This window comes from Pectobacterium peruviense, from assembly GCF_003312355.2.
GTDB lineage: Bacteria > Pseudomonadota > Gammaproteobacteria > Enterobacterales > Enterobacteriaceae > Pectobacterium > Pectobacterium peruviense.
Genome location: NZ_CP161826.1, coordinates 1,186,172 through 1,210,869, shown reverse-complemented (window position 1 = coordinate 1,210,869; position 24,698 = coordinate 1,186,172). Strand labels below are relative to the sequence as shown.

The window sequence follows — 24,698 nt, the reverse complement described above, 5'->3', positions numbered from 1 at the left end:
TGCCTGTGTCCACCGCCCACCTATTCAGAGGTTGTCATGACGACAATGATTTTCCCCGTGAAAGCGGAGCCACACCCGGATGCGGTGGTTATCCCTGTGCCTGCGAAACAGGATGAGGTAATCGAAAACACTTTTTTCTGGCCTGCTGTGGATCCGGGAACGCTGCGCACGCTGATGCGCCTTGAGAACACCGTCACGCCGGAGCGCCTGCGCCATGCGGCGAAAACCGCGATTTCTGAGGTTAACGCCGAGCTATACGAGTACCGCGCGGCACAGATGGCGGCAGGGTTTAAAACGCTGGACGCGGTTCCCGCAGAGCGACTCGACGGCCAGAGCGAAAAGGAGCACCACTATCTGTGTGCGGTCAGTGCCATTACCACGGCGACGCTGTACGAGCGTTACCGAAGCTATGACGCCAGCGCCAAAGGCGACCGCAAGGCCGATGCGCTCGACGGCACGATTGATGAGCTGTGGCGCGATGCGCGCTGGTCAATCAGCCACTTGCAGGATAAGCCCCGCTGCATCATCGGGCATATCTGATGAACGTTATCGCACAGCAGGGCGACACGCTGGACGCCCTGTGTTATCGCCACTACGGACGCACGCAGGGTGCCGTTGAGGCGGTGTTAGCGGCTAATCCGGGGTTGGCTGAATACGGGGCGATTTTGCCCCACGGCACCGCAGTAACCTTGCCGGATATTGCCAGCGCCCCTGTCGCAGAAACGGTGAGTTTATGGGATTGAATATGGAAAGAATCACGTCGTTTATCGCGTACTGGATAAGCGTGGCGCTGGCCTTTTTTGGGGCGATGACGCCGCAGGATTTCGCGGCCTATTTCGGGGCGCTGGGGGTGGTGTTCACCGTTGGCGTTAACTGGTACTACCGCCGCAAGAGTTACCAGCTATTGAAGAGCATCGATAATCCCCGCGAGGTTATTCATGAAATCACTCGTTAAACGCTGTGTTATTGCCACGGTGTTAGCGCTGGCCGCGTTAGTGCCGGATTTTTCCTTGCTGAAAACGTCACAGGAGGGGCTGGCGCTGATTGCCGACCTTGAGGGGTGCCGCTTAAGCCCCTATCAGTGCAGCGCGAACGTGTGGACAAACGGGATCGGACATACCGCAGGCGTGGTGCCGGGGAAAACCATCACCGAGCGTGAGGCGGCGGTCAATCTGGTTGCCGATGTGTTGCGGGTAGAAAAGGCGTTGGCACGCTGTATGGCCGTTAATATGCCGCAGGCCGTCTATGACGCGATAGTGAGCTTTGCGTTTAATGTTGGTGTCGGTGCGGCCTGCCGCTCTACGCTGGCGTTTTTTATCAATAAAGGCCAGTGGCGCAACGCCTGTGACCAGTTGCTGCGCTGGGTGTATGTCAACGGCGAGGTATCACGCGGTATTGAAACCCGTCGCCAGCGTGAGCGCGCCGTCTGCCTTAAGGGGGCTTCATGAGCAAGCCCCTGACGCAGTTCTTCGCCATCGTTGCCGCCTGCCTGTTGGCTGTGCTGGTTATCACTAAGTGGCAACTGTCCCGCGCTGAAAACTCGTTAAGCCAGCAGGCTATTACCCTGAGCCAGCAAAAAGACACGTTGCTGGCGCAGGATGCCGCCATCGGGTCGTTGCAGGACAACGCCCGGCGCAATGAACAGGCACAGGCGGAACTCCGCACGAAACTGTCACAGGCCGGGCAACTGGCCGCGTCCCGCGATAAAAAAATCACGAGGTTACTCAATGAAAATGCCGATCTGCGTCGCTGGTATGCCGCTGCTTTGCCTGACGATTTTAAGCGGCTGCACACCCGCCCCGCCTTTGACAACCCCGACGCTTATTTACGTTGGCTGTCCGAAAGTAACGAGCTGCCCGATGCCGGGCAGCAGCCCGGAAACGAACGGTGATTTAAGCGCGGATAACCGCCAACTGGAAAGCGCACTGGTGAGCTGTGCGCTACAGGTCGAAACCATCAAACACTGTCAGGAGCAACACGATGCTGAAACCCAACAGCCTGCGCCGCGCCTTAAGTGATGCGGTGCCGGTACTGAAAAATAACCCGGACATGCTGCATGTATTTATCGACAGTGGCGCGGTGGTGTCCACGCTGGCCGCGTCGCTGTCGTTTGAGAACCAGTACACGCTGAATCTGGTTATCACGGATTTTACTGACGATATCGACTGGTTATTAGTACCGATTCAGGCGTGGTTACGAGAAAATCAACCGGATATCACTCATGACAGCAAAGGCTTTACCTACATCGCTGACATTAACGATAACGGTAGCTGTGATATCAGCATCAGCCTGAAACTCACCGAGCGGGTGATCGTGAAAGAAGTTGATAAAGCACTGCATGTGACCCACGCGCCAGAGCCGCCGTTACCTGTTCCCGTCGAGCGTCCGATGTCACTGTACATCAGCGGTGAGTTAGTGAGTACGTGGCATGAGTGAGCTGAAACCGTTTGATGACAAGCTGGCCGGGCTGCTTGCCAGCCTGTCGGTGTCTGGCCGTCGAAAACTGGCCGGAACAGTGGCAAAAGCCCTGCGCGGTAGCCAGCAACAGCACATCAAACAGCAGCAGGCACCAGACGGCACGGCCTATGCCCCGCGCAAAGCCCAGCCAATCAAGGGCAAGAAAGGCCGGGTTAAGCGCCAGATGTTCCAGAAACTGCGTACCGCTAAATATCTGAAAGCCAAAGGCACCGCCGATGCGGCCAGCGTGGAATTTATCGGGCGGGTACAGCGCATGGCACGGGTGCATCACTACGGTTTACGTGATCGGCCTAGCCGTAACGGTGGCGACGTGCAGTATGAGGCAAGGCCGCTGCTGGGGTTTAGCGATCGAGAGATAAAAGAAGTTGAGGGATTACTGATAGAACATCTGAGCAAATAGGTGAAGCCCCGCGGATGCGGGGCAGCAATGACGTGTTTTTTATCTGCGAAAATTTGGATGAGTAGCCAGCCATTCCTTTAATGCCTCATTCATTCGCGTTTGCCAACCGGGGCCACTGGCCTGAAAACGTTCAATCACGTCAGCATCGTAGCGGATAGTTTTAGCGACTTTCGTGGGTGCCTTCTGTAGTCCCCGTGTTCTACCAATCGTTTTTCCGCCAACTTTCATCACCGCACCTGACCAGTCATCTGCGGTGGTGAGTGGGTTATCATCGTCATGGGCAATGTCGCTATCTTTCAAAGCCTTTAGGCGATTCAGGTCAGTTCGGATAGTGGTTCCAATAGAATTTTTGCTCATGTTTATCCGCCTTTCTCATTGAAATAATATGGTCATCGTCACCGCGTGGCGTATGGGCTACCATCACAACCACCACGCCACCCAGCAGGCCAAGCGTCTGATAACGCAGTTCGTCATACTCATAACGAGTATCTTCACGAGTAATCGTGAAACCCTCAAAGACATGGGGCGCATCTTTGAAATCAATTCCATGCTTTTCCAGATTGATTAAGCGCTTATTTTCGTCGTAGCTGATCATCCCCCCTCCTTTGATAATTAAATTGTAGTTACAATATGGCATCGCGTCAATTTTTTTGTAGTTACGATATGCGGCAAGCATCGCGGGAGAAACAAAACGGTTGATTTTACCTGACAGTTTCCGCTATGGTTCGCTCAACGAGGCGTCGAAACCTCTTCTCAGTGCGGTCAGAACCAACCCCGACAGTGTTGGATTTTTTATGCCTGTCATTTAGTGAGCGCAATAAGCGATCACACCCCGATCTATGTCGGGAGGGCGACGAATACAACACCCGCAAGGGAAATTAGTCCGCGGTCTCACTGAGCCGTTTCGAACCTCCCGGCACCACTCCGATTGTGGTAATTCGAAAAAATCAGTGAGGTCATTTTATGACTAACCAACTATCTGTAGAAAGCCTGTCAGTTCTTACCTATAACGCAGCACCTGTAATCACTACAGAGTCGCTAGCTCAGCTTTACGGTACAAGTTCTCATTCCATAACAAAGAACCATCGCAGCAACGTTGCGCGATTCGTGGCGGGGAAGCATTTCTTTAAGATAGAGGGGGACGAGTTACGTCTCTTTAAGCACAGAGTCACTAATAGTGACTCTGTTAAAAATGACAGACTGACAGATAGTCAGTCTGTCGCAAGACAAGCCCGTAGTCTCATCCTCTGGACGGAACGCGGCGCAGCGCGTCACGCGAAGATGCTGGAAACCGATCAGGCGTGGGATGTGTTCGAGAAGTTGGAAGAATGCTACTTCAACCCGCAGGAAAAAACCGTTCCACCTGAACCGAAAAAGCCCGTTCACCCTTGCGAACTAGAATTTTATATTCCTGAGACGCCACTTATCTTCAACCATATTCAAACCTCGCAGCTCAATGCGTTATTCAAATCGGTGGAATATCTGACCATGGATTTTTGGCCGCATATGCAAGCGCTATTCCCAACACTGGATTGCAAACACGGCTCAGCAGTTAATACCGTGAATTTGTTGATGCGGTTGTTAAAGGATAAACGTGCAGAGTGTGATGAACTGAGTAAGCAGAACTGATTTATTGGCAACTGCCCCGCTTGAGCGCGGGGCTACACATTCATTTTCCCTTCACGCTTTCAATCAATTTTGCTATTTGCTCAATCCCGTCAAAGGTCGAGGGGATTTTATCTTCTGATGGCATGATGTTTGAAAAAATTATTGATTCGAATTTTTCCAATGAATTTCCGTCATTGGCTTTCATTTCCTTTGCATACTCAGAATATTTTTGTATAAAGCGACAAAGTGTTTTCCTTAATTCAATTTGATTAGTCTGGGCTTTTATAGAGGTGTAATTAGTCAAGGAAATCCTAAAGTAATAAATGAATATGAAGGTCAATGTAAAGGCCGGAACCAAACTAAATAACGAAAGCATTGAGTCAAGTTTAATAATCCCTTTGTAAACCAAAGAAACGTCAATACCAAAAGGCAATAAAACCAAAACCCCAATTACTAAAGTAAACCAAAAAGCTCGATTTAATTCTTTCTCTTTATTTTTTGATAAATCATTAAAGCCATCATATAATGCTACAAAGTTATAAGCATTCTCCTGTTGTTCAAGTTTGGATTTCAGTACCTCAACTTTATTTATTTGCATTTCTATTTTCCCATCCCAAGAATCCATACGTGTCTTTAAATTCCTTTCAGCTTCCGATGCTCTTATAAAATATTGAATATCATCACCTTGGTAACATTCCCTCAATAGAAAAAAAGGCATTAAAGTTAGCGTGAAGTCAATTTGATCTTGAGTTGTTTCACTGAATTTATGTTTGTTTTTAACTGCAAAATCAGATATACCAGCAAGGTTAAACCCGATCTTTTCTTTTTTGTAAAAATAAAGCTCCATGAAAAACCTAAATAAAGATGAAAACACTAAATCTATCATTTCATTAGTTGGCTCAGGTTTTAATTCATTTCTAAAATCATTACCAATGCGTTTTATATTGTAATAAGTGAATTTATCCCACTCTAATGCTCCATTCCTCATGCTATTCAGAATATTTATCATATATTCATTTCTTCTTTTTTCGAACTCACCCTCCAGAGTAAGAGCAGATAGTTTTCCCTCATAAATTTCTATTAATCGTTTAGTTGATTCATCGTTAAAAAAATCGTCCATGTAATCGCTCTCGTATCAAATAATCAGTTGTTTAGAAGCAGGCACAACAGCACTAGTTTGCCTGAAAGGCCACCAGTATCCATCATGAAATCATGAACACACAAGCCACCCTTACCGAAATCCTGCGCCTCTTGCGCAATCTGAACCGTGTCGGCGTCGTGACCCACGTCAACACGGATGACGCCTTATGCCGGGTGCAAACAGGCGAAATGACCACAGGCTGGTTGAACTGGCTGACGCGTCGCGCCGGGCGTTCACGTGACTGGTGGGCACCGTCCATCGGTGAACAGGTGTTGATCTTGTCCATCGGCGGCGAACTGGACACCGCCTTTGTGCTGCCCGGCATCTATTCCGATGATAACCCCGCGCCGTCAGTCTCTGCCGATGCGTATCACGTCAGCTTTCCCGATGGTGCGGTGGTCGAGTACGAACCTGCTACCGGGGCGCTGACCGTCAGCGGGATTAAAACCGCCGATATCACCGCCTCTGAATCCCTCACCGCCACAGTGCCACTGGTCACGGTGAGAGCGTCAACCCGCATCACGCTGGACACGCCCGAAGTGGTCTGCACCAACAAGCTGATCACCGGAACGTTGGAAGTACAGCAAGGCGGGGAAATGCGCGGCAATATTCAGCATTCCGGCGGGTCGCTGTCGTCCAATGGCAAGGTGTTGCATACCCACAAACACCCCGGCGACAGCGGCGGCATGACAGGTGCACCACTATGACAGTTCGCTACCTCGGCATGAGCCGTGAAAACGGCCAGACGCTCGGCGACCTTGAGCACATTCGCCAGAGCGTGCGCGATATTCTCATCACGCCCGTCGGGTCGCGGGTGATGCGCCGTGATTACGGGTCGCTGCTGTCGGCGCTGATCGACCAGCCACAAAATCCCGCCGTGAAATTACAGGTCATGGCGGCGTGTTACATGGCGCTGCTGCGCTGGGAGCCACGCATTACGCTGACGGCCATCAACCTGACCAGCGCATTCAACGGTCAGTTGTACGTTGATATCACAGGCGCGCTGGCTGACAGCAACGCCTTTTTCCTTTCTGTTTCTGTGAGCTGACCAATGGCGATGATTGATTTAAGCCAGCTTCCCGCGCCTGCCGTGGTGGAAGAACTGGATTACGAGGCAATTTACACCGAGCGCAAAGCCATGCTGCTGTCGCTCTACCCGGAAGACCAGCGCGCCGCCGTTGCACGCACGCTGTCGCTGGAATCCGATCCACTCGTCAAGCTGTTGCAGGAAAACGCCTACCGTGAACTGCTGTGGCGGCAGCGCGTCAATGAAGCCGCACGCGCCGTGATGGTGGCGTTTGCGCAGGGTGATGACCTCGACCAGCTCGGTGCAAATTTCAGCGTGTCCCGTCTTGTGATCACCCCGGCTGACGATTCAACCCTGCCGCCAACGCCAGCCCTGATGGAATCCGACAGCGATTTTCGCCTGCGCATTCAACAGTCGTTTGAGGGTTTGAGCGTGGCCGGGTCGGTCGGGGCTTACCAGTACCACGGACGCAGCGCCGACGGTCGCGTGGCGGATGTGTCGGTTATCAGTCCCAGCCCGGCCAGCGTCACCGTGTCGGTACTGTCACGCGAGGGCGACGGCAGCGCCAGCCCGGAGCTGGTCGCCATCGTCGCCGCCGCGCTGAACGGTGAAGACGTGCGCCCAGTGGCTGATCGGGTCACGGTGCAGTCTGCCGCCATTGTGCTGTATGAGATTGACGCCACGCTGTACCTGTATCCGGGACCGGAAAAAGAGCCTGTTCGCGCCGCTGCTGAACAGAAGCTGAAAACCTATATCAGTGCGCAGCACCGATTAGGGCGGGATATTCGTCGCTCGGCGATTTACGCTGCGCTGCACGTCGAGGGCGTGCAACGGGTCGAGCTGACGACACCCGCCGCTGATATCGTGCTGACCGATGCGCAGGCGTCCTATTGTTCCGGTTATCAATTGAGTGTAGGCGGTGCCGATGAGTGATAGCCGCCTGCTGCCTGTCGGGTCGTCGGCGCTGGAAGTGGCCGCCGCCACCGCCTGTGCCGAGATTACCCGCGTACCGGTTCCCCTGCGTCTGCTGTGGAGCCCTGATACCTGCCCGCTGAACCTGTTGCCCTATCTTGCGTGGGCGTTTTCCGTTGACCGCTGGGATGAGGCATGGCCGGAGAGCGTGAAACGGCAGGTTGTCCGCGATGCGTTTTTTATCCATCGCCACAAAGGCACGATTGGTGCGCTGCGTCGCGTGGTGGAACCGTTTGGTTATCTGATCCGTATCAGCGAATGGTTTCAGAACGGCGGAGAGCCAGGCACGTTTCGCCTGGACATCGGCGTGCAGGATAGCGGTATCACCGAAGAGACCTTTTACGAGCTGGAGCGACTGATTGCCGACGCTAAGCCCGCCTCGCGGCACCTGCTGGGGCTGAATATCAACCTCGATACACAGGGCACGGCCTGTGTTGCCGCCACGGTATACGGTGGCGACGACCTGACCGTATATCCCTATTTTCCTGAAAACATCACGGTGTCCGGTCTGGATGTGACCGGAGCAGCACTTCATTTAATTGACAACATGAGCGTAACCGCATGAGCGCAACCTATTTTGCCCTGTTAACGAACATCGGCGCGGCCAAGTTGGCTAACGCCACCACGCTGGGAAGCAGCCTGAACATCACCCGGATGGCCGTCGGTGATGGTGGCGGTTCACTACCCGTTCCCAATCCGGCACAAACTACGCTGATCAACGAAAAACGCCGGGCGGCACTGAATACGCTAAGCGTTGACCCGAAAAACCCCAGCCAGATTATTGCTGAGCAGGTTATTCCCGAAAATGAAGGCGGCTTCTGGATACGTGAGATCGGATTGTTTGACGACGACGGCAATCTGATTGCGGTCGCCAACTGCCCCGAAACCTACAAGCCCCAATTGCAGGAGGGCAGCGGCCGCATCCAGACCGTGCGCATGATTTTGATTGTCAGCAGCACTGACGCGGTGACGCTGAAAATTGATCCGGCGGTCGTGTTAGCCACGCGGGGCTATGTCGATGAGGTGATTGAGGCACACGAAAAAAGCCGCAAACATCCAGACGGGACGCTGACGGCAAAGGGATTCGTGCAACTGAGCAACGCGACGAACAGCGACAGTGAAGCGCTGGCCGCCACCCCGAAAGCGGTAAAAGCCGCGAATGATAACGCCAGCGGGCGCGTGCCGTCTGGCCGCAAGGTAAACGGTAAGGCGCTGACCGCAGACATTACTCTGGGTGCCGGAGATGTGGGGGCATATACCAAACTGGAAACCGATACCGCCGTATCTGTCGTTGCTGCTGCCGCTAACAATGCCGCCACCGCAGCGGCCAGCGCCAACACGAACGCCAATGGCCGTGTGCCGTCTGGCCGAACCGTCAACAGCAAAGCGCTGTCGGCAGATATTTCCCTGAGCGCTGGGGATGTCGGTGCCTATACCAAAGCCGAAACCGATACCCGCGTCGCCGCAGCGACCACCGCCGCCAATAATGCCGCCACCGCAGCGGCCAACGCCAACACGAACGCCAATGGCCGTGTGCCGTCTGGCCGAACCGTCAACAGCAAAGCGCTGTCGGCAGATATTTCCCTGAGCGCTGGGGATGTCGGTGCCTATACCAAAGCCGAAACCGATACCCGCGTCGCCGCAGCGACCACCGCCGCCAATAATGCCGCCACCGCAGCGGCCAACGCCAACACGAACGCCAATGGCCGTGTGCCGTCTGGCCGAACCGTCAACAGCAAAGCGCTGTCGGCAGATATTTCCCTGAGCGCTGGGGATGTCGGTGCCTATACCAAAGCCGAAACCGATACCCGCGTCGCCGCAGCGACCACCGCCGCCAATAATGCCGCCACCGCAGCGGCCAACGCCAACACGAACGCCAATGGCCGTGTGCCGTCTGGCCGAACCGTCAACAGCAAAGCACTGTCAGCAGATATTTCCCTGAGCGCTGGGGATGTTGGGGCATTACCTATAGCGGGAACCGCAGCGGCAGCGTCCAAGCTGGCGACCCCCAGAAAAATTAATGGCGTGGCGTTTGATGGTACAGCGGATATTAATTTACTCAGTGATTTTCCAGTCGGTGTCCCTATTCCATACCCATCTGCAACCCCGCCCACGGGCTGGATAAAGTGCAACGGGCAATCATTTAATAAATCACAGTATCCTATTTTATCCTCCCTCTATCCCTCCGGCGTTCTACCTGATTTGCGCGGCGAATTTGTTCGTGGATGGGATGACGGACGCGGTGTTGATGCGGGACGTACGCTGTTGTCATATCAGAATGATGAGCTGAGGTCACACGCGCATGGCAACGTTCCGAAATATTTAGCCCCTGGCGGAGATAGTGACCGTGGCAGTTTTTTTTCATTGTTTTCTGTTGATGACGTCGGAATAACAGCAGAGGTGGGTGGTACAGAAACCCGTCCCCGCAATATCGCCTTTAACTACATCGTGAGAGCAGCATAATGAGCAACTATTCAACCCAAATTAAAAACGCAGAACTGAACGAGCGCGGGCTGGCGATTAACTCAGGATGGATTACGGTCTATCACGTTAATCCTGCTACGCGAGAATACCAGAGCGCCAGCTATGAATATGTGATGCAGGGCGTTGGCCTGCCTGCCGACAGCTACGCAGACGAGCCGCAATTGCCGCCTGTCGGCCAAGCCCTGCGCCGCAGCGATGACGACAAATCATGGGAACAAGTGCCGGACTATCGCGGCCAGACGGTTTACAGCACGGAAACCCGCCAGTCGCAGATCGTTACGCAGTTCGGTGAACTGCCGGATAGCGTCACGCTGCTGAAACCCGCTACGGAATTCGATAAGTGGAACGGGAAAAAGTGGCTGATCGACAAAGCAGCTAAAGCCACCGCTGCTATCAAATCCGCACAGCAGGAGCTGGCAACGCGCAAAGCGGACGCCACGTCGCGCATTACCGAGCTGACGTATGCGGTTAATCTGGACATTGCGACCGACGCCGAAAAGACCGCGCTGGCAGCGTGGCAAAAATACACCGTGTTGCTGAACCGTATCGATGTTAACGCTACTGATATCGACTGGCCGATGGCACCGGGTAACGAATTGATCGCTACCGCCGATCAATAACGCCTAATCGATCTGTATAAACGTTTATAAAATAGTCACCCAAAATGCCATTATGTTGTTGGTTTTAAAAATAATGACATGTCAGGGAAAGCAAAGCCCACCGTTAGCGAGACGGTGGGCTTTTTTTGTGCATGTTTTCCGTCTACGTGTTGTGCCAGCCCCCACCGTACCAGCATCACTCGCCCACACCCGCACCACGCCAGACAATAGCCGCTCCTAATGCAGCAATCGTGCTATTAGCTGGAGCCTGAATTTATGAGTGATTTTCACCACGGCGTGCAGGTCGTCGAAGTTTCCGACGGCACGCGCGTTATTTCCACCGTTTCCACCGCGATTATCGGCATGGTGTGTACTGCACCCGATGCCGACGCGGCCACCTTTCCCCTCAATACCCCGGTACTGATTACCAACGTGCTGTCTGCCGCTGGCAAGGCCGGGAAAAAAGGCACGCTGGCTGCGGCGCTGTCTGCCATCGCCGACCAGTCCAAACCCGTTACCGTTGTGGTTCGCGTGGCCGAGGGCGACGACGAGGCCGAAACCGTCAGCAACGTGATCGGCGGCAGTGACGAAAACGGCAAATATACCGGGATGAAAGCCCTGTTAGATGCGCTGACCGTCACGGGCGTAAAACCGCGCATTCTCGGTGCGCCGGGGCTGGATTCGTTACCCGTTGCCACCGCGTTAGCGTCCATCTGTCAGTCGCTGCGTGCCTTTGGTTACGTCAGTGCGTGGGGCTGCAAAACCCTGTCGGATGCCATCAACTACCGCGAGAATTTTAGCCAGCGTGAATTGATGGTGATCTGGCCGGATTTTATCGCGTGGGACACCACGGCCAACGCCAGTACCACGGCATATGCCACCGCACGCGCGTTAGGACTGCGCGCCAAAATCGACCAAGAAACCGGATGGCATAAAACCCTGTCTAACGTCGGTGTGAACGGCGTGACAGGTATCAGCGCGTCGGTGTATTGGGATTTGCAGGCACCCGGCACCGATGCGGATTTGCTGAATCAGGCAGGCGTAACCACGCTGGTTCGCAAAGACGGCTTTCGCTTCTGGGGTAACCGCACCTGTTCTGACGATCCGCTGTTCCTGTTTGAGAACTACACCCGCACCGCGCAGGTGCTGGCCGACACGATGGCAGAGGCGCACCTGTGGGCGGTGGATAAGCCCGTTACCCCGACGCTTATCAACGACATTATCGAGGGGATCAAAGCCAAATTCCGCGAACTGAAATCCGGTGGCTACATTATTGACGCCAATTGCTGGCTGGATGAAACCGCGAACGATAAAGACACGCTCAAGGCCGGGAAACTGTATATCGATTATGACTATACCCCGGTTCCCCCACTTGAAAATCTCACCCTGCGCCAGCGCATCACCGATAAATATCTGGTGAATCTGGCCGCGTCGGTCAACAGCTAAGGAGCTAACGCGCTATGGCACTGCCTCGCAATCTGAAATTTATGAACCTGTTCAACGACGGGATGAGCTACATGGGTGTAGCGACTGCCGTTACGCTGCCGAAACTCACGCGCAAGCTGGAGAACTATCGCGGCGGTGGCATGCCCGGCAGCGCGCCCATCGACTTTGGGCTGGATGATGATGCACTGGCGATGGAATTTACGCTCGGCGGTTTTGCTGACGAAACCCTGTGGAGCCAGTACGCCGCACCGGGTGCCGATAAAGTGCTGCTGCGCTTTACCGGGTCATACCAGCGTGATGACACCGGGGAAATTTCTACCGTCGAAGTGGTGATGCGTGGCCGTCATAAAGAGATCGACGGCGGCGAGAGTAAGCAAGGGGAAGCCACCGAAACCAAAGTGTCAACCCAATGCACGTACTACAAGTTAACCATCGACGGCAACGAAATGATCGAGATTGACACCATCAACATGATTGAGCGTGTTATGGGCGTTGACCGTCTGGAACAACATCGCCGGGCGATTGGTCTGGCGTAACCCTGTCCGGCCAGCCCGGTGCTGGCCGTCTTCTTTCTATTTTTTATCTGAACACAGAGGCAACATCATGAACAAAGACGACAACATTGTAACGCTGGAAACCCCGATTAAACGCGGCGAAACCGTCATCGACACTATTACCCTGATTAAACCGAATACCGGAACGCTGCGCGGCGTCAGTCTGGCGGCACTGGCCGGATCGGACGTTGACGCGATGATTAAAGTGCTGCCGCGCATGACGATGCCAGCCCTGACCGAGGCCGAAATCACCCGCCTTGAACTGCCGGATATGATTGCCATCGCTGGCAAGGTGATCGGTTTTTTGACGCCGAAATCGCAACAGGAAACCTCCCCCGAAGCCTGAGTGTTGATGAACTGATGGCGGACATCGCGGTGATTTTTCACTGGCCGCCATCGGAGCTGTACCCAATGACCCTCACAGAGTTGATCCTGTGGCGCGACAAAGCGCTGAAACGCAGCGGACACCATAACAATGAGTAACACTCTACAGTTAAGCGTTTTGCTGAAAGCCGTGGACAGGGCAACCCGCCCGTTTAAGGCGGTGCAAACCGCCAGTAAAAAACTGTCGGGCGATATCCGTGATTCACAGACCCAGCTCAAAGACATGAACGCGCAGGCCGGGCGTATCGACGGTTTCCGCAAGGCGAAAAACCAGCTCAGCGAAACAGGCACGGCACTCCAGCAGGCGCAGGCGAAAGCCGCCGGGCTGTCGGCAGCTCTGCGCAATAGCGAAAATCCCACCAAACGGCAGGCACAGGCGCTGGAGCGGGCGAAACGTCAGGCCTCCACGTTAAAAACAGAGTATGCGGCGCTGCGCCAGTCGGTACAGCGCCAGCGTACCGAGTTAGAGCAGGCAGGCGTCAGCACGCGCAACCTGTCCGGCGAAGAGCGCAAATTACGCACGAATATTACTCAGACAACGACGCAGCTTGACCAGCAACGCGCCGCGCTTTCCCGCGTCAGTCAGCAACAGGAAAAACTGAACGCGGTCAGACAGCGTTATGAAAAAGGCAAAGAAATCACCGCCGGGGTGCGTAATACCAGCGCGGCGGCGTTTGGCCTCGGTTCAGCGGCGCTGTATGCCGAAAGCCGACTGATTGCGCCGTCGGTGCAGGCTGACGGACACGGGGCGCGCATTGCGGCGCAGACGGGCGGGAATGCCGCCGACGGCGAACAGTACACCCGCGTTATCAAGGAGGTTAACGCCTCCGGTGTGAGTAACGATCTCACTCAAATAGCGGACGCGGTGGCCGCCGTTCGTAGCACGTTGGGGACGCTGGGCGAGGTGGGCGAAACCGAACTGGCGCGCATATCGCGTAAAGCACTGGACATACAAACGGCGCTCGGTGGCGATGCGACAGAGAGTATCCAGATAGCCGCCATCATGATGAAAAATGGCCTCGCGAAGAACAGTGACGAGGCGTTTGACTTGATGGTGTCCGGGATGCAGCGCGTGTCTGCGCAGATGCGCGGCGAACTGCCGGAAATCCTGCATGAGTATTCGACCCACTTCCGCAACATGGGATTCAGCGGATCGGAAGCCATGACACTGTTAGTGGACATGGCGCAGCAAGGCAAGTTTGCGCTGGACAAGACAGGCGACGCGGTTAAAGAGTTCTCAATCCGTGGGTCGGACATGTCCAAAGCCAGTATTGAAGCCTATGACGCTGCCGGACTCAATGCCGCCAAAATGTCTACCGCCATTGCCAGCGGCGGCGATAAGGCGCGGGCGGCAATGCAGAAAACCGCCAACGGGCTGCTGAAAATCAAAGACCCGGCAGAACGGGCAAACGCGGCCATTGCCCTGTTTGGTACGCCGATTGAAGACCTGTCGATTGACCAGATACCGAAATTTCTGGCCGCGCTGGCCGGAGCTGAAAACAAGCTCGGTGACGTGTCCGGGGCGGCTGACCGCATGGGCGATACCCTGCGCGATAACCTCGAAGGGGATATCGGGCGGCTACAGGGCGCGATGTCCAGTCTGCGCTTTAACCTGTTCAATGACGATGACGGCGCGCTGCGCAAACTGACGCAGGCCGCGACGGAATGGTTAAATCGTGTCAATGAATGGGTCAAGGCTAACCCGGAGCTGACGCGGCAGATAGTGATGGTGGGTGGCGCTGCCACGGCGTTAATTACGGCACTGGGCGGGATCGGGCTGGTTGCGTGGCCTGTCATGAGCGGGATTAACGCATTAATTGGCGGAGCGGGTTTACTGAGTGCCGGATTGCGGTTCGCCGGAACACGCGGCATTACGCCCTTGTCAGGGGGATTAAACCGCCTCGGCGGGATGATCGGCTGGCTGGCAAAGTCGCCGCTGATGCTGCTACGTGCCGGAGCCTCTGCGTTGACCTCGGTATTCGGGTCGGTCAGTAACCCGCTGACCATTATCCGGGGCGCGATGTCAGGGTTTGGCCGGGTGCTGATGTGGCTGTTTACGTCACCGCTGGCACTGCTGCGCACAGGCATTACGCTGGTTGGCAGTGCGTTAGGCGTGTTGCTGTCACCCGTCGGGCTGGCCGTCGCGGCGATTGTTGGCGGTGCGCTGCTTATCTGGAAGTATTGGGAGCCCATCAAGGCGTTTATCAGCGGCGTGGTTGAGGGATTTGTTGCAGCCAGTGCGCCGATTATTGCGGCGTTTGAGCCGCTTCAGCCTGTCTTTACGTGGATAGGTGACAAAATCAAGGCGCTGTTTGGCTGGTTCGGCGACCTGCTGACGCCTGTCAAATCCACTGCCGCCGAGCTGGACAGCGCGGCCAGCATGGGGAAACGCTTTGGTGAGGCGCTGGCAAGCGGGCTGAATATCATCATGAACCCGCTGGAGTCGCTGAAAAAAGGCGTGTCGTGGCTGCTGGAAAAGCTGGGGCTGGTTGACGATAAATCGAAGAAGCTGCCGACGGCTGAAAATATTATGCCGCCGGAGGAAGCCGCCGCGCTTAAGGCGGGAGTCAGCACGGCACCGGTTCCGCAAGGTAACGACGCAAAGGCGATTGCAGATCGCTACAGCGGTGTACGCGATAACGGCGGTGGGATCAAGCTGGGAGAGTTTGCCGTCGTCGGTGAACATGGCCCGGAAATCGTTGAGGGTCCGGTCAATGTCACCAGCCGTAAAAAAACGGCGGCGATGGCGTACGCTGCCATGAACATGTCAACTTATCGACCGATAGCGCCGACGATTCAGGCCAGCGCGGCATCATCCCCGGTCAGCATTCACGCGCCAATTAGCATTGTTGCCCAGCCCGGTCAGAGTGCGCAAGACATCGCGCAGGAAGTCACACGCCAGCTTGAGCAGCGGGAACGGGCGGCACGGTCACGCGCATTCAGCCAGTACAGTTATCAGGGAGGCGAATAAGATGATGCTCACATTAGGGCTATTTGTGTTCCAGCTCCAGACCCTGCCCTACCAGAACATGCAGCGCAACGTTGATTACCGCTGGCCGTCAAACAGCCGCGTTGGTCAGCGTCCGGCGTTGCAGTTCTTAGGCATTGAAGACGAGAAAATCACACTGTCGGGGGAACTGCTGCCGGAAATCACAGGCGGCACGCTGTCATTGTTGATGCTGGAGACGATGGCCGATCAGGGGCGCTCATGGCCGCTGATTGAGGGTAGCGGCACCATTTACGGTGTGTTTGTGGTGAACAGTATCAGCCAGACGAAAACCGACTTTTTCACGGATGGCCGCGCCCGGCGGATTGAGTTTACCATCACGCTGACCCGCGTGGACTCGTCGCTGTCTGCCATGTTGGGCGATTTACGCCAGCAAGCTGACGGCTTGATCGGCAGCGCCGGGGAAATGGCTAACAGGGCGCAATCCGCTATCGGGGGATTATTCGCATGATTAACCCGCTGAATGTTCGTGCGGGCAGTAAAACCGCCCCGGCGTACCTGCTGCGCCTGAATGAGCAGGACATCACGACCGTTATCACCCCGCGCCTGCTATCACTGAGCCTGACAGATAACCGAGGCTTTGAGGCCGACCAGCTCGACATCGAGCTGGACGACAGCGACGGGTTGTTGCAGTTACCCCGCCGGGGCGCGGTGCTGTCGGTATTTTTGGGCTGGGAAGGTGAAGCGCTGATCGGCAAAGGCGATTTTACGGTGGATGAAATAGAGCACCGTGGCACGCCGGATACGCTGACCATCCTGGCGCGGAGTGCCGATTTTCGCGGGTCGCTGAACTCCCGGCGTGAGCTGTCGTATCACGACACCACGCTGGGGGCGATTGTTGAACAGGTAGCGAAGCGTAATAACCTTGCGCCGATGCTTGCCGATGGTTTTGCGGGGATAAAAATTCCGCACATCGACCAGACGCAGGAAACCGACGCGGTATTTATTACCCGGCTGGCCGAGCGCAACGGGGCGATTGTGGCAATCAAGGCCGGGCGTTTGCTGTTCATCCGTCCCGGAACGGGGAAGACGGCCAGCGGCAAGCCCATCCCGCAGCAGATTATTGAACGCAGCGACGGCGATCAGCACAGTTTTAGTCTGGCTGACCGGGGCGCGTATACAGGCGTAACGGCAAGCTGGCTGCATACCAAAGAGCCGCAGCCTGAAAAGCCGAAAACGGTGACAGTAAAACGTCAGAAAAAAGTGTTATTGCATCAGGGGGCACAACCACAGAAGACACACCCTAAAGCGAAAAAGGCAAAGAAGGAGCCAGAAGCCCGCGAGGGGGATTATCTGGTTGGCACCGATGAAAACGTGCTGGCGCTGACCACGGTTTTTGCGACTAAGGCACAGGCCATACGTGCCGCACAGGCAAAGTGGAACAAGCTGCAACGCGGTGTCGCGGAATTCTCTATCACGCTGGCAATGGGGCGCGCCGACCTGTTCCCGGAAACGCCTGTTCAGGTGAGCGGATTCAAACAGGTGATCGACGAACAGGAATGGACAATCTCAAAAGTGACGCACAGTTTGAGTAATTCAGGGTACGTTACCGCGCTGGAGCTAGAAGTGCTGCTGTCTGATATTGAGTATGAGAGCGATGAGGAATCTTAAAAAAATAACATTAAGTTTAAATTTTTAAGTTTAATGTTTTTGTCTATAATGCGGACATTATTAGACAAGACAGGTGATTTCTATGATGCATTGTCCGCTCTGCCAAAATGCAGCGCACGCGAGATCCAGTCGCTACATTACAAATAAAACAAAAGAACGTTATCACCAGTGCCAGAATATCAACTGTGGTTGTACATTCAAATCAATGGAAACTATAGCGGATATTATTATGACACCGGGCGATGTTAAGCCCGTACCGCCACATCCTGATCGGTCAAATCAGGGGTCGCTTTGGATTTGATGAGCCAATTAAGAAGCCTGCGAAAGCGGGTTTTTTTACGCCTATTGGATAGCAACGACCCTTGGCTTTTATTTTTCCGTGGACACAATGTGGACATCAAGACAAAAAAAAGCCTAGCTATTACGCTAGGCCTTTGAAAAATAACAACTTTCGGATGTTGCGAAAGCGCTATCTTAGTTAAGACGCTCTTTGATACGAGCAGACTTACCAGTACGCTCACGCAGGTAGTACAGTTTGGCTTTACGCACGGCACCACGACGTTTAACAGAGATGCTGTCAATAACTGGAGAGTGAGTCTGGAATACACGCTCCACGCCTTCGCCGTTAGAAATTTTGCGAACAGTGAATGCAGAATGCAGACCGCGGTTACGAATAGCGATAACCACGCCCTCGAATGCCTGCAGACGTTTTTTGCTGCCTTCAACAACCCATACCTTCACTTCTACGGAATCACCCGGACGAAATGCAGGTACGTCCTGCTTCATTTGTTCGTCTTCGATTTGCTTAATAATGTTGCTCATAATATGTCTCTTACCCTAGGTAAACTGATAGTTGGGTTCGCGCAGTAAACTGGCGTAACCACCTAATACTCTTGTTGCTCAGACTGATATTCACGTTGGAATTCAGCCAGCAACCTTGTTTGCTCGTCAGTCAGAGCTAGGCTTTTCAGAAGTTCAGGTCTTCTAAGCCAGGTTCGGCCCAGCGACTGCTTCAATCGCCAGCGGCGTATTTCCGCATGGTTGCCAGACAGTAGTACTGCCGGAACGTCCATGCCTTCCAGTATTTCAGGGCGAGTGAAATGAGGACAATCCAGCAATCCATCGGCAAAAGAATCTTCTTCTGCTGAAGCCTGATGTCCCAGAACGCCCGGTATAAAGCGGGCGACGGAGTCAATCAGGGTCATCGCTGGCAGTTCCCCACCGCTGAGTACGTAATCCCCTATAGACCATTCTTCATCGATCTCGGTTTTAATTACGCGCTCATCAATCCCTTCGTACCGTCCACAGACCAGAATCATCTTCTGGTTCGTAGCAAGTTGACGTACGCCTTGCTGATCTAATTTACGGCCTTGAGGTGATAAATAAATCACTCTCGCGCCTTCGCCTGCCGCTGCTTTTGCTGCGTGGATCGCATCCCGTAAAGGTTGCACCATCATCAGCATACCGGGGCCGCCGCCATAAGGCCTATCGTCCACGGTGCGATGCCGATCGTAAGTGAAGTCGCGAGGACTCCAATACTGTACGTTCAGCAGGCCATTTTTAACTGCCCGGCCAGTGACTCCGTAATCAGTAATTGCCCGGAACATCTCTGGAAACAGGCTAATCACCCCAATCCACATAGCTTCGTTCCGTTGGATACTACTGGTCGATTCAGAGTTCAAAAACCAGGATCCCAATCTACTTCAATAGTCTGAGCAGAAAGGTCGACGCGCTTAACAACCTGTTCGGTGAGGAACGGAACCAGCCGCTCCTTGACTCCGAAGGCATCTTTCAGGTTAGCCTTTATCACCATCACATCATTCGAGCCGGTTTCCATCATGTCGATGATTTTACCCAACTCATAACCTGTTACGGTCACGACCTGACAGCCAATAAGATCCTTCCAGTAATAATCACCTTCACCCAGATCGGGCAGTTGTGACGAATCTACGACAATTTCACAATTGGTCAGTAAATTAGCCGCATCACGGTCATCAGCACCTTTCACTTTGATGATCAGATCCTGATTGTGATACTTCCAGCCTTCAATCTCGACAAGCTGCCAACCGCTTTTACTCTGGATAAACCAAGGTTGATAATCAAAAATGCTATCGGCATCTTCGGTGGATGAAAACACTCTGAGCCAACCTCGGATGCCATACGCCGACCCAATTTTCCCCATCACAATCGGGTTAACGGGAGGTTTTGGACTAAGTTGATTGCTCATTATCACCACCGCAACAGATTATGCTGCTTTTTTAGCGTCTTTGATCAGCGAAGATACGCGATCAGACACAGTTGCACCCAGACCAAGCCAATGCTCGATACGGTCCAGATCCAGACGCAGGGCTTCTGCTTGACCAGCTGCGATTGGGTTGAAGAAACCTACGCGCTCGATGAAACGACCATCACGCGCATTGCGGCTGTCGGTCACGACTACTTGATAGAAAGGGCGTTTTTTCGCGCCGCCACGTGCCAAACGAATTGTTACCATAACATCCTCTTTAGTGAATAAAACAACTGGGCCCCATCGAGGAACGGAGCCCAGTATGTCATATAAAAAGCCCGAAAATTTTACTCATTTTGGCGCAAAAAGCAATCTAAAGCGTATAATCTCGCCAAGAGTTTCTCTGCACCATCGGTTTTGAAGGTTAACGCCCCGGGAATCCTGGTGGCATCATCCCTTTCATACCGCGCATCATTTTCGCCAAACCGCCGTTTTTCATCTTCTTCATCATTCGCTGCATGTCATCAAATTGCTTCAGAAGACGGTTCACATCCTGCACCTGCATGCCAGAACCCTGTGCGATACGACGTTTACGCGAACCTTTGATAATCTCGGGTTTAGCACGCTCCAGAATCGTCATCGAATTAATGATCGCCTCCATACGCACCAGCACCTTGTCATCCATTTGCGATTTAACATTATCAGGTAGTTGGCCCATGCCAGGCATTTTACTCATCATGCTCGCCATGCCGCCCATGTTGCGCATCTGCTTAAGCTGATCCAGGAAATCGGTCAAATCGAATCCGTCGCCCTTCTTCAGCTTCTTGGCCAGCTTCTCTGCCTGTGTACGATCCACCTTGCTTTCAATATCTTCAATCAGCGAAAGCACATCGCCCATGCCAAGAATGCGTGATGCGACGCGATCGGGATAGAATGGCTCTAGCGCTTCGGTTTTTTCGCCGACACCAAGGAATTTAATCGGCTTGCCAGTAATATGGCGGATAGATAACGCCGCACCGCCGCGGGCATCACCATCAATTTTGGTGAGGATCACACCAGTCAGCGGCAGTGCTTCATTAAAGGCTTTCGCCGTATTCGCCGCATCCTGCCCCGTCATGGCATCAACCACAAACAGCGTTTCAACCGGCTTAATCGCTGCATGAACCTGCTTGATTTCATCCATCATCGCGTCATCGACGTGGAGACGACCGGCGGTATCGACCAACAGGACATCGTAGAATTTCAACTTAGCGTGTTGTAACGCACGTTCTACGATAGCAAGCGGCTTCTCCTGCGCATCAGACGGGAAGAAATCGACACCTACCTGCTGTGCCAGCGTTTCCAACTGTTTAATCGCCGCAGGGCGATAAACGTCAGCAGAAACCACCAGCACCTTTTTCTTCTGCTTTTCACGCAGGAACTTACCCAGTTTGCCCACGCTGGTCGTTTTACCTGCACCTTGCAGACCCGCCATCAGGACCACCGCAGGCGGCTGAGCGGCAAGGTTCAGCTCGGCATTAATTTCGCCCATTGCGCTGACAAGTTCGTTTTTAACAATCTTGACGAACTCTTGACCCGGCGTCAGGCTTTTGTTGACGTCATGCCCAACAGCACGTTCTTTTACGCGATTGATAAAATCACGCACCACGGGTAACGCTACGTCGGCTTCCAGCAATGCCATACGGACTTCACGCAGCGTTTCTTTAATGTTTTCTTCAGTCAACCGCCCGCGGCCGCTGATATTGCGCAATGTGCGCGAGAGTCGATCGGTTAAATTTTCAAACATATCTCATGCTCAACGTAAGACAGGCCGCCAGCGCGACACGAATGGAAGAGATTATACACAAAAGCGGGAACGATCTCAGCGCTGCTGACGGAGAACTGTTGGTACCCACGACGACTAACGCTATACTGATTCTCTATTTTACCTAGTTGATATTTAATAACCTATTTGTATGTCTGTTTTCGCTATTGTGGCGCTTGTCGCCTACACACTCAGCCTCGGACTGATTATCCCCAGTCTGCTGCGCAAGAACAGTGCATATCGTCGGCTGGCAATACTCTCGGCCAGCGCTGCGCTAATCTGCCATGCGGTGGCGCTTTATCAACGCATTTTCGATGTTCAGGCGGGTCAAAACCTTAGTCTGTTGAATATCGGTTCGCTTGTCAGCCTCATTATTTGTACGGTTATGACGATTGTCGCAGCACGCGATCGCGGCTGGTTTATTCTCCCTATCGTCTACACCTTTGCGCTGATCAATCTCGCCTTCGCCAGCTTCATGCCAAGTGAGTTTATTACGCATCTGGAAGCGTCACCGGGGTTGATGATCCATATCGGCCTGGCGCTTTTCTCCTATGCAACCTTGCTGATTGCGGCACTTTATGCGCTCCAGCTTGCCTGGCTTGATTATCTGCTCAAGAACAAAAAACTCGGTTTTGCCGCTGACATGCCTCCGCTGATGGGCATTGAACGTAAGATGTTTCACATCACGCAGATTGGCGTCATCCTGCTCACGCTGACGCTCTGTACCGGCTTGTTCTATATGGATAACCTCATCGATAACAAAGAGAACCTGCACAAAGCGGTGTTCTCCCTGTTTGCCTGGTTCATCTATATTCTATTGCTCTGGGGGCATTACCATGAAGGCTGGCGAGGTCGGCGCGTCGTCTGGTTTAGCCTCATTGGCGCACTGATGCTGACGCTTTCCTACTTTGGCAGCCGGGTTATACAACATTTTCTCGCGGTCTGACATGTTCACGAGCACAAAAAAGAGAGCCCACTTTCGGCTCTCTTTTTTTATCTGTTTGATCCGTCCTGAATAGCGTTGACACGTCCCTGACTTAAATACGGAGAACGTGATGATGACTGAGTTCAAACGTACCCAACGTGATTATCCTCTATCCTTTAAAATAGCCGTCGTTGAACAGGTCGAAAAAGGCGAGATGACCTATAAACAGGCCCAGCAGCGATATGGCATTCAGGGGCGCTCCACCGTTCTTGTCTGGCTGCGTAAATATGGCCAGCTTGACTGGAGTCCCGGACTTCCTGACCTGATGAAAAGGAAACTGCTTGTGGCTCAGACAAATACCCCACTTACACCCGAGCAAAGAATCAAAGAACTTGAAGAGCAGCTTAAGCTGGCGAATCAGAAAGCTGAGTTTTTTGAATCTGTTATCAACGTCCTGAAAAATGATTACGGGGTAAGTGTCGTAAAAAAGCGGCCCGGCAAGTCCTTGCGCAGAGTCAGGCCCCAAAAGTCACCGTGACACGCGCATGCCAGCTCCTGGGGCACAGCAGACAGGCATGGTACCAGCATAATGCAAGGTGCAATAAACGACATGAACACAATAGTCAGGTTCTTGATTTTATTGCCCGAGTTCGGTGCCGTCAGCCACGTATAGGCACACGCAAACTCCACTCTCTGTTGAACCGTCAGGCAGGTGAAACACTCAATATCGGGCGTGACCGCCTGTTTAGCCTACTGGGTAAACACCGGCTTCTGGTACCCGTAAAGCGGGCATACCACAAAACGACCAACAGCCATCATCGTTTTTACCGGCATCCGAACTTGCTGAAGTCTGGCCCCGAACAGGTTACTGTCCTTCAGCCGGAGCAAGTCTGGGTCGCCGATATTACTTATCTACCAGTACGCAGTGGCACGGTCTATCTGAGTTTGGTCACGGATGCCTGTTCCAGAAAAATCATGGGTTACCATGTAGGGGATAATCTGCAAACTGAAAATGTGGTAAAAGCCTTCAAACGTGCGTTACGACAAAGAAAAACAAAAGGGCCGTTGATACACCACTCTGACAGAGGGCTACAATACTGTTCAGCGCTTTACCAGTCGGTACATGAGAGAAATGGGATAACCTGTTCAATGACAGATGGTTATGACTGCTATCAGAATGCGCTGGCTGAACGGATAAACGGCATCCTGAAAAATGAGTTTTTACTCTCTCGCCCAGCTAATCTGGCACAAGCGAGGAAAATGGTAAAAGAATCTGTGGCGATTTATAACCATGAGCGGCCACATCAGGCCCTGAAATACAAAACGCCCGATGAGGTTCATCAGGCGTTTTACAGGCAGAAAACTGTCAACCCATATCAGGACTAGTCAGTTCATACCCAAAAAAACTAGATATGTAGCTCAGCCAGTTTATCTTTCGGCAGTGCCAGATCGTCATTTTGGTTGATACCAACATCGTGATCCAGAATATGCTGAGCGATTTCCTGAGCTTCTTCCAGTGAATGCATATCATAGGTGCCGCATTGGAATTCATTCAGTTCAGGGATTTTACGCTGGTCAGTCACTTTCAGAACGTCCGCCATCGCGGCTTTCCAGGAAGCAGCAACACGTTGCTCATCCGGCGTACCGATCAGGCTCATGTAGAAACCGGTACGGCATCCCATCGGAGAAATATCGATAATCTCAACGCCATCACCGTTTAAATGATTCCGCATGAAGCCAGCAAACAGGTGTTCTAGCGTATGAATGCCACGCTCAGGCATGACTTCGATGTTCGGACGGCAGAAACGCAGATCAAATACCGTAATAGTGTCGCCATGAGGGGTTTTCATGGTTTTAGCGACCCGAACAGCAGGTGCAGCCATTCGAGTGTGGTCAACGGTAAAGCTATCTAGTAACGGCATAATGCCATCTCCTCATAGAAAAAATTCATTTTTTCTCGTTTCCGGGAAACTTTTCCTTTTTATGCGAGTCTGACTTACTGAAAGACGCGCATTTATTATCATCCCTATT

General features: G+C 53.3%; 34 protein-coding genes. 25 read left to right on the top strand and 9 right to left on the bottom strand.

Features of this window, described 5'->3' with window-relative positions:
- The first annotated feature begins 36 nt into the window (after positions 1-36).
- From DUT67_RS05490 to DUT67_RS05455, 8 genes are read left to right on the top strand one after another with little or no spacing between them, the layout of a single operon-like run.
- Complete coding sequence (locus tag DUT67_RS05490) at positions 37-540, top strand: head completion/stabilization protein (protein ID WP_113633137.1); 504 nt, start codon at positions 37-39, stop codon at positions 538-540.
- Entirely contained in the window at positions 540-743 is a 204-nt protein-coding gene (locus DUT67_RS05485; RefSeq protein ID WP_039475917.1) for a tail protein X, read from the top strand. The genes DUT67_RS05490 and DUT67_RS05485 overlap by 1 nt, the downstream gene beginning before the upstream one ends.
- Entirely contained in the window at positions 734-955 is a 222-nt protein-coding gene (locus DUT67_RS05480) for an HP1 family phage holin (RefSeq protein ID WP_039276177.1), read from the top strand. Before DUT67_RS05485 ends, DUT67_RS05480 begins: the two co-directional genes overlap by 10 nt.
- Positions 939-1,448 (top strand): lysozyme, encoded by a 510-nt coding sequence (locus tag DUT67_RS05475; protein ID WP_113633136.1) that lies wholly within the window; start codon positions 939-941, stop codon positions 1,446-1,448. The genes DUT67_RS05480 and DUT67_RS05475 overlap by 17 nt, the downstream gene beginning before the upstream one ends.
- Entirely contained in the window at positions 1,445-1,891 is a 447-nt protein-coding gene (gene lysB, locus DUT67_RS05470) for an Rz-like lysis system protein LysB (protein ID WP_113633135.1), read from the top strand. Before DUT67_RS05475 ends, lysB begins: the two co-directional genes overlap by 4 nt.
- A complete protein-coding gene (lysC, locus tag DUT67_RS05465; protein ID WP_223254661.1) occupies positions 1,776-2,018 on the top strand; it encodes an Rz1-like lysis system protein LysC in 243 nt (80 codons plus the stop codon). The genes lysB and lysC overlap by 116 nt, the downstream gene beginning before the upstream one ends.
- Entirely contained in the window at positions 1,981-2,436 is a 456-nt protein-coding gene (locus DUT67_RS05460) for a phage tail protein (protein ID WP_113633133.1), read from the top strand. Before lysC ends, DUT67_RS05460 begins: the two co-directional genes overlap by 38 nt.
- Positions 2,429-2,878, top strand: a complete 450-nt coding sequence (locus DUT67_RS05455) for a phage virion morphogenesis protein (RefSeq protein ID WP_113633132.1) — start codon at positions 2,429-2,431, stop codon at positions 2,876-2,878. The genes DUT67_RS05460 and DUT67_RS05455 overlap by 8 nt, the downstream gene beginning before the upstream one ends.
- A 39-nt stretch (positions 2,879-2,917) precedes the next feature.
- Here the strand turns inward: DUT67_RS05455 and DUT67_RS05450 are convergent, their stop codons facing one another.
- Both DUT67_RS05450 and DUT67_RS05445 read right to left on the bottom strand, forming a co-directional pair.
- Positions 2,918-3,235, bottom strand: a complete 318-nt coding sequence (locus DUT67_RS05450) for a BrnA antitoxin family protein (RefSeq protein ID WP_113633131.1) — start codon at positions 3,233-3,235, stop codon at positions 2,918-2,920.
- A complete protein-coding gene (locus DUT67_RS05445) occupies positions 3,198-3,473 on the bottom strand; it encodes a BrnT family toxin (protein WP_113633130.1) in 276 nt (91 codons plus the stop codon). The genes DUT67_RS05450 and DUT67_RS05445 overlap by 38 nt, the downstream gene beginning before the upstream one ends.
- A gap of 368 nt (positions 3,474-3,841) precedes the next feature.
- On the opposite strand from DUT67_RS05445, the gene DUT67_RS05440 reads away from it, so the two are divergent.
- Positions 3,842-4,507: an ORF6N domain-containing protein gene (locus DUT67_RS05440; RefSeq protein ID WP_113633129.1), complete on the top strand. Its 666-nt coding sequence runs from the start codon at positions 3,842-3,844 to the stop codon at positions 4,505-4,507.
- Between the two features lie 40 nt (positions 4,508-4,547).
- Here the strand turns inward: DUT67_RS05440 and DUT67_RS05435 are convergent, their stop codons facing one another.
- The gene (locus DUT67_RS05435) at positions 4,548-5,606 is read right to left on the bottom strand and encodes a hypothetical protein (protein WP_113633128.1); all 1,059 of its coding nucleotides are present in this window, start codon (positions 5,604-5,606) and stop codon (positions 4,548-4,550) included.
- A 92-nt stretch (positions 5,607-5,698) separates the two neighbouring features.
- Between DUT67_RS05435 and DUT67_RS05430 the strand changes: the two genes are divergently transcribed.
- The 14 genes from DUT67_RS05430 (at position 5,699) to DUT67_RS05365 (ending at position 18,012) form a co-directional block, all read left to right on the top strand.
- A complete protein-coding gene (locus tag DUT67_RS05430; RefSeq protein WP_113633127.1) occupies positions 5,699-6,334 on the top strand; it encodes a phage baseplate assembly protein V in 636 nt (211 codons plus the stop codon).
- On the top strand, positions 6,331-6,675 hold the full coding sequence (locus DUT67_RS05425; protein WP_113633126.1) for a GPW/gp25 family protein: 345 nt from the start codon (positions 6,331-6,333) through the stop codon (positions 6,673-6,675). The genes DUT67_RS05430 and DUT67_RS05425 overlap by 4 nt, the downstream gene beginning before the upstream one ends.
- Positions 6,676-6,678: 3 nt before the next feature.
- Positions 6,679-7,587 (top strand): baseplate assembly protein, encoded by a 909-nt coding sequence (locus DUT67_RS05420; RefSeq protein ID WP_113633125.1) that lies wholly within the window; start codon positions 6,679-6,681, stop codon positions 7,585-7,587.
- The gene (locus tag DUT67_RS05415) at positions 7,580-8,191 is read left to right on the top strand and encodes a phage tail protein I (protein WP_113633124.1); all 612 of its coding nucleotides are present in this window, start codon (positions 7,580-7,582) and stop codon (positions 8,189-8,191) included. The genes DUT67_RS05420 and DUT67_RS05415 overlap by 8 nt, the downstream gene beginning before the upstream one ends.
- Positions 8,188-10,089, top strand: a complete 1,902-nt coding sequence (locus tag DUT67_RS05410) for a phage tail protein (RefSeq protein WP_368350115.1) — start codon at positions 8,188-8,190, stop codon at positions 10,087-10,089. Before DUT67_RS05415 ends, DUT67_RS05410 begins: the two co-directional genes overlap by 4 nt.
- Positions 10,089-10,730 carry a tail fiber assembly protein gene (locus DUT67_RS05405; RefSeq protein WP_113633122.1) on the top strand — a complete coding sequence of 214 codons (642 nt, stop codon included), beginning with the start codon at positions 10,089-10,091 and terminating at the stop codon, positions 10,728-10,730. Before DUT67_RS05410 ends, DUT67_RS05405 begins: the two co-directional genes overlap by 1 nt.
- Before the next feature lie 255 nt (positions 10,731-10,985).
- Positions 10,986-12,155: a phage tail sheath protein gene (locus DUT67_RS05400; protein WP_113633121.1), complete on the top strand. Its 1,170-nt coding sequence runs from the start codon at positions 10,986-10,988 to the stop codon at positions 12,153-12,155.
- 14 nt (positions 12,156-12,169) lie between these two features.
- Positions 12,170-12,691, top strand: coding sequence for a phage major tail tube protein (locus DUT67_RS05395; RefSeq protein WP_113633120.1), 522 nt, complete (start codon positions 12,170-12,172; stop codon positions 12,689-12,691).
- A 67-nt stretch (positions 12,692-12,758) separates the two neighbouring features.
- On the top strand, positions 12,759-13,055 hold the full coding sequence (locus tag DUT67_RS05390; protein WP_113633119.1) for a phage tail assembly protein: 297 nt from the start codon (positions 12,759-12,761) through the stop codon (positions 13,053-13,055).
- A gap of 14 nt (positions 13,056-13,069) precedes the next feature.
- Complete coding sequence (locus tag DUT67_RS05385; protein WP_010310409.1) at positions 13,070-13,192, top strand: GpE family phage tail protein; 123 nt, start codon at positions 13,070-13,072, stop codon at positions 13,190-13,192.
- The gene (locus DUT67_RS05380; RefSeq protein WP_113633118.1) at positions 13,185-16,064 is read left to right on the top strand and encodes a phage tail tape measure protein; all 2,880 of its coding nucleotides are present in this window, start codon (positions 13,185-13,187) and stop codon (positions 16,062-16,064) included. Before DUT67_RS05385 ends, DUT67_RS05380 begins: the two co-directional genes overlap by 8 nt.
- 1 nt (position 16,065) lies before the next feature.
- The gene (locus tag DUT67_RS05375) at positions 16,066-16,551 is read left to right on the top strand and encodes a phage tail protein (protein ID WP_113633117.1); all 486 of its coding nucleotides are present in this window, start codon (positions 16,066-16,068) and stop codon (positions 16,549-16,551) included.
- Positions 16,548-17,711, top strand: a complete 1,164-nt coding sequence (locus DUT67_RS05370) for a phage late control D family protein (protein ID WP_113633116.1) — start codon at positions 16,548-16,550, stop codon at positions 17,709-17,711. Before DUT67_RS05375 ends, DUT67_RS05370 begins: the two co-directional genes overlap by 4 nt.
- Before the next feature lie 82 nt (positions 17,712-17,793).
- The gene (locus DUT67_RS05365) at positions 17,794-18,012 is read left to right on the top strand and encodes a DNA-binding transcriptional regulator (protein ID WP_072010066.1); all 219 of its coding nucleotides are present in this window, start codon (positions 17,794-17,796) and stop codon (positions 18,010-18,012) included.
- Positions 18,013-18,185: 173 nt separating this feature from the next.
- On the opposite strand, the gene rplS is transcribed toward DUT67_RS05365, so the two are convergent.
- The 5 genes from rplS to ffh form a co-directional block, all read right to left on the bottom strand.
- Positions 18,186-18,533 (bottom strand): 50S ribosomal protein L19, encoded by a 348-nt coding sequence (gene rplS / locus DUT67_RS05360; protein WP_005970359.1) that lies wholly within the window; start codon positions 18,531-18,533, stop codon positions 18,186-18,188.
- Positions 18,534-18,595: 62 nt separating this feature from the next.
- Positions 18,596-19,351, bottom strand: a complete 756-nt coding sequence (gene trmD / locus DUT67_RS05355) for a tRNA (guanosine(37)-N1)-methyltransferase TrmD (protein WP_039350655.1) — start codon at positions 19,349-19,351, stop codon at positions 18,596-18,598.
- A 38-nt stretch (positions 19,352-19,389) separates the two neighbouring features.
- On the bottom strand, positions 19,390-19,938 hold the full coding sequence (gene rimM / locus DUT67_RS05350) for a ribosome maturation factor RimM (RefSeq protein ID WP_012822831.1): 549 nt from the start codon (positions 19,936-19,938) through the stop codon (positions 19,390-19,392).
- A gap of 18 nt (positions 19,939-19,956) precedes the next feature.
- Positions 19,957-20,205, bottom strand: a complete 249-nt coding sequence (rpsP, locus tag DUT67_RS05345; RefSeq protein ID WP_015841363.1) for a 30S ribosomal protein S16 — start codon at positions 20,203-20,205, stop codon at positions 19,957-19,959.
- A 157-nt stretch (positions 20,206-20,362) separates the two neighbouring features.
- Positions 20,363-21,724 carry a signal recognition particle protein gene (gene ffh, locus DUT67_RS05340; RefSeq protein ID WP_113628063.1) on the bottom strand — a complete coding sequence of 454 codons (1,362 nt, stop codon included), beginning with the start codon at positions 21,722-21,724 and terminating at the stop codon, positions 20,363-20,365.
- 169 nt (positions 21,725-21,893) lie between these two features.
- Here ffh and DUT67_RS05335 point away from each other — a divergent pair, with 169 nt between their 5' ends.
- Positions 21,894-22,688: an inner membrane protein YpjD gene (locus DUT67_RS05335; protein ID WP_113628064.1), complete on the top strand. Its 795-nt coding sequence runs from the start codon at positions 21,894-21,896 to the stop codon at positions 22,686-22,688.
- 109 nt (positions 22,689-22,797) lie between these two features.
- A protein-coding gene (locus tag DUT67_RS05330) for an IS3 family transposase (protein ID WP_113628139.1) occupies positions 22,798-24,053 on the top strand; the annotation gives its coding sequence in 2 pieces (ribosomal slippage) (positions 22,798-23,149 and positions 23,149-24,053; 1,257 coding nt in all).
- 20 nt (positions 24,054-24,073) lie between these two features.
- Here DUT67_RS05330 and luxS read toward each other — a convergent pair.
- Positions 24,074-24,589, bottom strand: coding sequence for an S-ribosylhomocysteine lyase (gene luxS, locus DUT67_RS05325; RefSeq protein ID WP_048261743.1), 516 nt, complete (start codon positions 24,587-24,589; stop codon positions 24,074-24,076).
- Positions 24,590-24,698: the final 109 nt, after the last annotated feature.

What these genes read in the sequence shown, in the direction of transcription:
- DUT67_RS05490 (WP_113633137.1), top strand. Translation starts at nt 37, where the DNA reads ATGACGACAATGATTTTCCCCGTGAAAGCGGAGCCACACCCGGATGCG.
- DUT67_RS05485 (WP_039475917.1), top strand. Translation starts at nt 540, where the DNA reads ATGAACGTTATCGCACAGCAGGGCGACACGCTGGACGCCCTGTGTTAT.
- DUT67_RS05480 (WP_039276177.1), top strand. Translation starts at nt 734, where the DNA reads ATGGGATTGAATATGGAAAGAATCACGTCGTTTATCGCGTACTGGATA.
- DUT67_RS05475 (WP_113633136.1), top strand. Translation starts at nt 939, where the DNA reads ATGAAATCACTCGTTAAACGCTGTGTTATTGCCACGGTGTTAGCGCTG.
- lysB (WP_113633135.1), top strand. Translation starts at nt 1,445, where the DNA reads ATGAGCAAGCCCCTGACGCAGTTCTTCGCCATCGTTGCCGCCTGCCTG.
- DUT67_RS05460 (WP_113633133.1), top strand. Translation starts at nt 1,981, where the DNA reads ATGCTGAAACCCAACAGCCTGCGCCGCGCCTTAAGTGATGCGGTGCCG.
- DUT67_RS05455 (WP_113633132.1), top strand. Translation starts at nt 2,429, where the DNA reads ATGAGTGAGCTGAAACCGTTTGATGACAAGCTGGCCGGGCTGCTTGCC.
- DUT67_RS05450 (WP_113633131.1), bottom strand. Translation starts at nt 3,235, where the DNA reads ATGAGCAAAAATTCTATTGGAACCACTATCCGAACTGACCTGAATCGC.
- DUT67_RS05445 (WP_113633130.1), bottom strand. Translation starts at nt 3,473, where the DNA reads ATGATCAGCTACGACGAAAATAAGCGCTTAATCAATCTGGAAAAGCAT.
- DUT67_RS05440 (WP_113633129.1), top strand. Translation starts at nt 3,842, where the DNA reads ATGACTAACCAACTATCTGTAGAAAGCCTGTCAGTTCTTACCTATAAC.
- DUT67_RS05435 (WP_113633128.1), bottom strand. Translation starts at nt 5,606, where the DNA reads ATGGACGATTTTTTTAACGATGAATCAACTAAACGATTAATAGAAATT.
- DUT67_RS05430 (WP_113633127.1), top strand. Translation starts at nt 5,699, where the DNA reads ATGAACACACAAGCCACCCTTACCGAAATCCTGCGCCTCTTGCGCAAT.
- DUT67_RS05425 (WP_113633126.1), top strand. Translation starts at nt 6,331, where the DNA reads ATGACAGTTCGCTACCTCGGCATGAGCCGTGAAAACGGCCAGACGCTC.
- DUT67_RS05420 (WP_113633125.1), top strand. Translation starts at nt 6,679, where the DNA reads ATGGCGATGATTGATTTAAGCCAGCTTCCCGCGCCTGCCGTGGTGGAA.
- DUT67_RS05415 (WP_113633124.1), top strand. Translation starts at nt 7,580, where the DNA reads ATGAGTGATAGCCGCCTGCTGCCTGTCGGGTCGTCGGCGCTGGAAGTG.
- DUT67_RS05410 (WP_368350115.1), top strand. Translation starts at nt 8,188, where the DNA reads ATGAGCGCAACCTATTTTGCCCTGTTAACGAACATCGGCGCGGCCAAG.
- DUT67_RS05405 (WP_113633122.1), top strand. Translation starts at nt 10,089, where the DNA reads ATGAGCAACTATTCAACCCAAATTAAAAACGCAGAACTGAACGAGCGC.
- DUT67_RS05400 (WP_113633121.1), top strand. Translation starts at nt 10,986, where the DNA reads ATGAGTGATTTTCACCACGGCGTGCAGGTCGTCGAAGTTTCCGACGGC.
- DUT67_RS05395 (WP_113633120.1), top strand. Translation starts at nt 12,170, where the DNA reads ATGGCACTGCCTCGCAATCTGAAATTTATGAACCTGTTCAACGACGGG.
- DUT67_RS05390 (WP_113633119.1), top strand. Translation starts at nt 12,759, where the DNA reads ATGAACAAAGACGACAACATTGTAACGCTGGAAACCCCGATTAAACGC.
- DUT67_RS05385 (WP_010310409.1), top strand. Translation starts at nt 13,070, where the DNA reads ATGGCGGACATCGCGGTGATTTTTCACTGGCCGCCATCGGAGCTGTAC.
- DUT67_RS05380 (WP_113633118.1), top strand. Translation starts at nt 13,185, where the DNA reads ATGAGTAACACTCTACAGTTAAGCGTTTTGCTGAAAGCCGTGGACAGG.
- DUT67_RS05375 (WP_113633117.1), top strand. Translation starts at nt 16,066, where the DNA reads ATGATGCTCACATTAGGGCTATTTGTGTTCCAGCTCCAGACCCTGCCC.
- DUT67_RS05370 (WP_113633116.1), top strand. Translation starts at nt 16,548, where the DNA reads ATGATTAACCCGCTGAATGTTCGTGCGGGCAGTAAAACCGCCCCGGCG.
- DUT67_RS05365 (WP_072010066.1), top strand. Translation starts at nt 17,794, where the DNA reads ATGATGCATTGTCCGCTCTGCCAAAATGCAGCGCACGCGAGATCCAGT.
- rplS (WP_005970359.1), bottom strand. Translation starts at nt 18,533, where the DNA reads ATGAGCAACATTATTAAGCAAATCGAAGACGAACAAATGAAGCAGGAC.
- trmD (WP_039350655.1), bottom strand. Translation starts at nt 19,351, where the DNA reads ATGTGGATTGGGGTGATTAGCCTGTTTCCAGAGATGTTCCGGGCAATT.
- rimM (WP_012822831.1), bottom strand. Translation starts at nt 19,938, where the DNA reads ATGAGCAATCAACTTAGTCCAAAACCTCCCGTTAACCCGATTGTGATG.
- rpsP (WP_015841363.1), bottom strand. Translation starts at nt 20,205, where the DNA reads ATGGTAACAATTCGTTTGGCACGTGGCGGCGCGAAAAAACGCCCTTTC.
- ffh (WP_113628063.1), bottom strand. Translation starts at nt 21,724, where the DNA reads ATGTTTGAAAATTTAACCGATCGACTCTCGCGCACATTGCGCAATATC.
- DUT67_RS05335 (WP_113628064.1), top strand. Translation starts at nt 21,894, where the DNA reads ATGTCTGTTTTCGCTATTGTGGCGCTTGTCGCCTACACACTCAGCCTC.
- luxS (WP_048261743.1), bottom strand. Translation starts at nt 24,589, where the DNA reads ATGCCGTTACTAGATAGCTTTACCGTTGACCACACTCGAATGGCTGCA.